The organism is Deltaproteobacteria bacterium (assembly GCA_013151915.1).
Classification (GTDB): Bacteria; BMS3Abin14; BMS3Abin14; order BMS3Abin14; family BMS3Abin14; genus BMS3ABIN14.
In genome coordinates, this window is sequence record JAADHJ010000003.1 from 25,222 (window position 1) to 31,334 (window position 6,113).

7 protein-coding genes are annotated in these 6,113 nt (G+C 56.3%); 5 read left to right on the top strand and 2 right to left on the bottom strand.

The genetic code is table 11. The annotated features are described in order from the left end of the window. The first annotated feature begins 55 nt into the window (after positions 1–55). From GXP52_00640 to GXP52_00660, 5 genes are all read left to right on the top strand, one after another. Positions 56–298, top strand: coding sequence for a hypothetical protein (locus tag GXP52_00640; GenBank protein NOY85794.1), 243 nt, complete (start codon positions 56–58; stop codon positions 296–298). A 129-nt stretch (positions 299–427) separates the two neighbouring features. Then, positions 428–688, top strand: coding sequence for a metal-sensitive transcriptional regulator (locus tag GXP52_00645; protein ID NOY85795.1), 261 nt, complete (start codon positions 428–430; stop codon positions 686–688). 24 nt (positions 689–712) lie between these two features. Continuing rightward, entirely contained in the window at positions 713–883 is a 171-nt protein-coding gene (locus GXP52_00650) for a hypothetical protein (GenBank protein NOY85796.1), read from the top strand. Positions 884–1,074: 191 nt separating this feature from the next. Then, a complete protein-coding gene (gene glpK / locus GXP52_00655; GenBank protein NOY85797.1) occupies positions 1,075–2,571 on the top strand; it encodes a glycerol kinase GlpK in 1,497 nt (498 codons plus the stop codon). 1 nt (position 2,572) lies between these two features. Further along, positions 2,573–4,186, top strand: a complete 1,614-nt coding sequence (locus tag GXP52_00660; protein ID NOY85798.1) for an FAD-dependent oxidoreductase — start codon at positions 2,573–2,575, stop codon at positions 4,184–4,186. Positions 4,187–4,226: 40 nt separating this feature from the next. On the opposite strand, the gene GXP52_00665 is transcribed toward GXP52_00660, so the two are convergent. Together GXP52_00665 and GXP52_00670 are read right to left on the bottom strand one after the other, a co-directional pair. Further along, on the bottom strand, positions 4,227–5,393 hold the full coding sequence (locus GXP52_00665; protein ID NOY85799.1) for a divalent metal cation transporter: 1,167 nt from the start codon (positions 5,391–5,393) through the stop codon (positions 4,227–4,229). Positions 5,394–5,599: 206 nt separating this feature from the next. After that, complete coding sequence (locus tag GXP52_00670; GenBank protein NOY85800.1) at positions 5,600–5,887, bottom strand: helix-turn-helix transcriptional regulator; 288 nt, start codon at positions 5,885–5,887, stop codon at positions 5,600–5,602. Positions 5,888–6,113 lie beyond the last annotated feature (226 nt).

Genomic DNA, 6,113 nt, shown 5'->3' on the forward strand with positions numbered 1-6,113 from the left:
TTGATGACTTTTTGCGAAGTCATCATCTCCCGGTATCGAAAGGATGGTGATCGACATGACACACCACAATTCGGATTCCATTTTACTGTTAGGTTTTTGCTCCTTTTGCGGAGAGAATTTCCAGGATGACGCGGCCAGGTTTATCGTCGGCGATTTTCCTTCGGAACAGTTCTGCTCCCATGAATGTTCCGGCAATTTCCTGAAATTTGAGCTCTGGGAGGAGCGCGCCGTCTCATCCGGGCCGGCGATTCACAGGCCGGCCTCTCTTTTTCGTCAGGAACAGGGAGAAAAGCTTTAACATCAATATGTGACTAATTCCTATGGACCGGGTCCTTTAAGTAAGTATACGGCAATACCCATCCACTCCCTTACAACCGGAGGGTGTGGATGGGATCTGGTCCATAGGAACAACCCGTGGAGGATTGCCATGCATGAATCTCAATTGGCTCAACTCAACTTGATCGGAAACCAGATAAGGGGGATTACGCGGATGATCACCGATGGGGGTTACTGCATAAACATCCTGACGGAGATTCGATCAGCGTCAAGAACCATGTCGCAAGTTGAATACAACATCTTCAAAAACCACCTGGAGAGCTGCGTAAGGAGATCGATTTCCGAAGGAGACTCATTTGAAAGGGATGCAAGGATAAATGAGGTTCAGGACCTTCTTGCCAAGGCCAAGTGACTGACGTAAATATGGAGGTAGGATATGACATTAGAGAATTTAATCACTCTGATATTCATTGTTGGGTTCGGCTATATGATGTTTCGAGGAGGCGGATGCTGCGGTTCTCATGGTGGTCAGAAGAAACATCATGAAGAAACCAAGGATGAGACTTCTGAAGTCCCTTCATCAGGAACAGATATTACTGAAAAGTGAGGACCCAAAACTTTTACTGAACCTGCGGAGATAGTCCATGGAGAGGAAAAACCGCTCCCGACCTCGCGGGAAGGAAAGGCCGCCTCGTAAAGAACCCTGTTATTCCTTGTCTGCGCCGGGGAAATCGGTACATAATAGGCCCTTCCTTAATCTACGTCTTTTGTTCATTATTGATAGTGGAGTAAAAAGTCATGAATTATCTGCTTGCCATGGATCAGGGAACCACAAGCAGCCGTGCTATTCTCTTCGGTCTTGACGGCCGTATTTTAAGCGTGGCCCAAAAGGAGTTCAAGCAGCACTTTCCCCATGACGGATGGGTAGAGCATGATCCTGAGGACATCTGGCGGACCCAGATCGATACCACCCGCGACGCCCTGCAGAAGGCAAGGATAAGCCCAAAGGATGTCGCAGCAATTGGAATTACAAACCAGCGGGAGACCACGCTGGTCTGGGATCGGTCCACCGGCGAACCCCTTTTCCGGGCCATCGTATGGCAGGATCGCCGGGCCGCGGCTCTGACCGACCGCCTCAAAACAGAGGGCCTCGAACCCGGCGTGCGCGAGAAGACGGGCCTGGTCCTCGATCCCTACTTCTCCGCTGGAAAGCTTGCCTGGCTTCTGGACAACGTGCGTGGACTGAGGGAACGGGCCGCCGCGGACGAGATTTTGTTCGGTACCGTGGATACCTGGCTCATGTACCGTCTGAGCGGAGGACGAATTCACGCCACGGACGTGACAAACGCCAGCCGCACTCTGCTGTTTAACATCCACACTCTTCAATGGGACGAAGAATTGCTGGACATGTTCAGGATACCGGCAGGGGTGCTGCCTGAGGTAAAACCATCCGCCGGGCGGTTCGGCGAGACCGATCCTTCCCTTTTCGGCTGTGAGATTCCCATTGCCGGGGTGGCCGGCGACCAGCAGGCCGCCCTGTTCGGACAGGCCTGTTTCGAGCCCGGCATGGCCAAGAATACCTACGGCACCGGGGCCTTCGTCGTTATGAACACCGGGGAAAAACCGGTCTTGGGAGAGGGGGTCCTGACCACCTTGGGCTGGCAGATCAGGGGCCGGAAAGCCCAATACGCCATGGAGGGTTCGATTTTCGCCGCCGGGGCCGCGGTGCAGTGGCTTCGCGATGGTCTGGGACTGTTAGAAAACGCGTCTGAGGTTGAAGACCTTGCCCGGAGCGTGCCCGACTCCGGGGGGATATACTTCGTGCCCGCTCTCGTCGGTCTGGGGGCGCCATATTGGGATCCTTATGCCCGAGGGTTGATCATCGGGCTGACCCGTGGCAGCACCAGAGCACATCTGGCCCGTGCGACCCTGGAGGCTATCGCCTATCAGACCCGGGACGCTATCGAGGCCATGCAGAAGGCCAGCGGCATTTTACTGCGCGAGTTGCGCGTCGACGGAGGCGCCGCGGCAAACAATTTTCTCCTGCAGTTACAGGCAGACCTGCTGGGCACCCCCGTCCTGCGTCCTGAAGTTACCGAGACCACCGCCCTTGGGGCGGCCTACCTGGCCGGGATCGGGGTGGGACTGCTGGATTCCGAATCCATCGCTCAGCATTGGGCGCTCGAACGCCGGTGGGAACCGGACATGAAATCAGAGGACAGGGAGGCTCTTTTTCGCGGCTGGCAAAGAGCAGTGGAAAGATCCAGAGGATGGGTGAAACAGCCGACTATGTAGTATGAGACGCCGGGACCACATTCAAAAGCTGAAGGCGGGGAATATCTTCGACCTCATCGTCATCGGGGGAGGCGCCACCGGCTGCGGCATCGCTCTGGACGCGGCCAGCCGCGGATTAAACGTCGCACTGGTGGAAAAGAACGACTTCGCGGAAGGCACCAGCGGCCGAAGCACAAAGCTGCTTCACGGAGGCGTGCGCTACCTGGAATCCGCGGTCAAACACCTGGACCGGGTCCAATACCACCTGGTGAAGGACGCCCTGCGAGAGCGAGGAATCCTCCTCCAGATCGCCCCGCATTTGAGCTCCCGCCTCCCACTGCTGACCCCTCTCTACAGGTGGTGGGAAATCCCGTATATCCTGGCCGGCCTGAAGCTGTACGACCTGCTGGCCGGTCCAATGGGAATCGGAGGCAGCCGCCTGCTGGGGCGCAAGGAGACTCTGCGACGCTATCCCATGCTCAAGGCGCAAGGGCTGAAGGCCGGGGTCCTCTACTATGACGGCCAGTTCAACGATGCCCGGATGGCCGTTTCCGTTGCTCTGACTGCGGTGGAGTTCGGCGCCGCGATGGCCAATCACGTCGCGGTAACCGGGTTCCTCAGGGAAAACGGCCGGACCACCGGCGTCCTGGTGAAAGACTCCATCAGCGGCGATGCCTGGCCCATTTCCGCCCGTGTGGTGATCAATGCTACCGGCCCTTTTGCCGACCGGATTCGGCTTATGGACGACCCGGCCGCTCCCCCCATTCTCAAGCCCAGTGAGGGGGTCCATCTCCTGCTTGACAAGCGTTTTGCCCCCCTTGACACCGGTTTACTCATCCCCAGGACCGACGACGGGAGAGTCCTGTTCGTGCTTCCCTGGGAAGGTCACGCGCTGGTAGGAACCACGGACGATCCGGCGGAGGTGTCGGAACACCCCTGCCCCACTCAGGAGAACGTCAACTATCTTCTGCAGTATATCGAACGATACTTCAACATTCAGGCTTCGGAGAGTGACGTTAAAGCCACGTGGGCAGGGCTCCGTCCTCTCGTTCTCGACCCCAAGGCCGTGGATACGGCCAAGTTGTCTCGGGACCATGTTTTACGGGAGAGCCCGTCGGGTCTGATCTCGGTTTCGGGAGGCAAGTGGACCACCTATCGGAAGATGGCCTGCGACGCGGTGGACTATGCCGTACAGCGGTTGGGTCTGAAAACGGCGAAGGCCTGCTGGACCGACCGGATCACCATCGTCGGGGGGGAGAATTTCGACCCGGACGGGGGTGGCAAACTGGCCGCTGAATTCGGGTTCAGCCCTCACTCCGCCAGCCATCTCAACAGGTCCTACGGCAATCGGACCTCCGTGGTTGCCCGGATCGCCGGGGAGGGATTCGGCGTTCCTTTGGCGGAGGGGCATCCTTACCTGGAAGCCGAAGCGATATACGCCGCACGCCATGAGTTCGCTCAACATGTCATGGACGTACTGGCGCGTCGGACCCCCCTGGCCTTGCTGGACACGGCCGCGGCCCGGTCCGCGGCTCCCCGTGTGCTGGACCTCATGGCGGGTGAACTGGGGTGGAATGCGGCGCGACGGCACGAGGAAGAGCTGATGGTCGCAGAGCGGCTGAACACCGCGATTTAGGAACCTTCGTCCATCCACCTTTTCACGTATTCCGGACTGCTTACAAAAAAAACGGGCTGACCGCAGCGTACACCCCTAAAATGCTTGCCATTGCCACCACCACACCTACCACCACAGCGTAGCCCCCATGCAGGCGGTACTGTTCGGGTAGGGCCTTGAGCGCAAGCAGGTATAGAAAGCCCAACACAACCGGCAGCAGTGCTGCGTTCATCACTTGTACGGCCACGCTCAGGTTGACCAGGTTGATCCCCGAAACCACCACAGCGCCACCTATTACCAGCATAGCGATATAGACTGTGTAAAACCACGGGGCCTTGCGAGGCTGATGTTCGAGAGACCGTTGGTAGCCGCTCACCTCACCCAACCCCCATGCAGCTGCAAGCGAGACCACAATCGCTGCCACCAGCGACGCCCCGACCATGCCCAGGGCAAACAGGATTGTTCCCACCGTTTCACCTAAAAAGGGAGTCAGTGCGTCCGCGATCTGCTGTACCGTGTCCAAAGATTCGCCGGGACGTTGTACGCCAATGGTCGCTGCGGTTGCCACCAGTATCGCTATCATGATAAATTGAGTAATAATCGCTCCCAGGGCTGTGTCTCTGCGGGATGTCTGTAGGTCTTTGGCTTTAAGGCCTTTATCCACAACCGCAGACTGATGGTAAAATACCATCCAGGGCATAATCACCGCGCCGACGTTGGCTACGGCCAGGTACATATATCCGGGCTGGCGCCATGGGATCTGGGTCAAGCCGCTCAACATGGCCGCGGGGATGGGATGGGCCCACCAGGCCACCAGCAGGAAGACCAATTCAAAGCTGCCAATCATGATGGCGATACGCTCGACCGAGAGGTACGAACCAGTCCAGGCCACAATAGAGAGAAACAGCACTGTCATGCTCACGCTGATCCATGGCGGTATCCCAAAAAGCAAACCGGCGCCGGCCACTCCGGCAAACTCGGTGACCAAAGCTCCCAGGCAGGCAACCATCAGGGTGGAGACCGAAAGCCATGCCCATCCCTTACCGAAGTGTTCACAGATGAGTTCGCCATGTCCTTTGCCGGTTACCAGCCCCAGTCGCACTGCAAGCTCCTGCACCATGTAGACAATAGGGATCAGTATGAGTTGCAGCAGAAGCAGCTTGTACCCCCATACTGCTCCGCTTTGTGCAGCGGTGATTACACTCCCCGCATCGGTATCGGCGAACATTACCACCAGACCCGGTCCGAATATCGTAAAAAAACTTAATATGCTACGACGCTTCATAACCGCCCTTCCAAATGAAGCATCCTTTTGAGGAATGCTATCTCTGCAGTTACCAACATCCAGTTACTCATTTCTATCTTCTCTCGATTTGAGCACGCTTAAACCTGCACGTATGCACGCATGATCATATGTTTTTGACAAAAAAATATTTACCCGTCTTTCAGGTGGCGAATCCCTTCTTCGAACAGACAGCGCACATGATCATCATCGAGTGAGTAGTAGACCATCTTGCCGTCTTTCCTCGATTTAACCAGCCGGGCAGAGCGCAGGATGCGCAATTGGTGGGAGATTGCCGATTGGGTCGCGTTAACCACAGCGGCAATATCGTAAACGCAGAGTTCTTCCTCGGAGATGGCGTGAAGAATGCGTACCCGGGTCGGTTCTGCCAGGACTTTGAAGGTTTCGGCCAGATCAACGATGGTACGGTCGTCACGCATCCTGGCTCTGGCTCTTGCGACCCGCTCTTCGTCTACATAGTAGAGTTGACAAATATCGTTTGACATAATATCTGCTTATATGAATAAACATTCAGTTACCCTGAATTTCTACCTTTATTACCATATCCATGTCAAGAAGAATTTGAAACTGGTGTTCATCGAAAAAATGAGTACCTGGACGTGAAACCATGGTGAAATAACCAGGGTCTGGGGTCTAGCCTTCGAC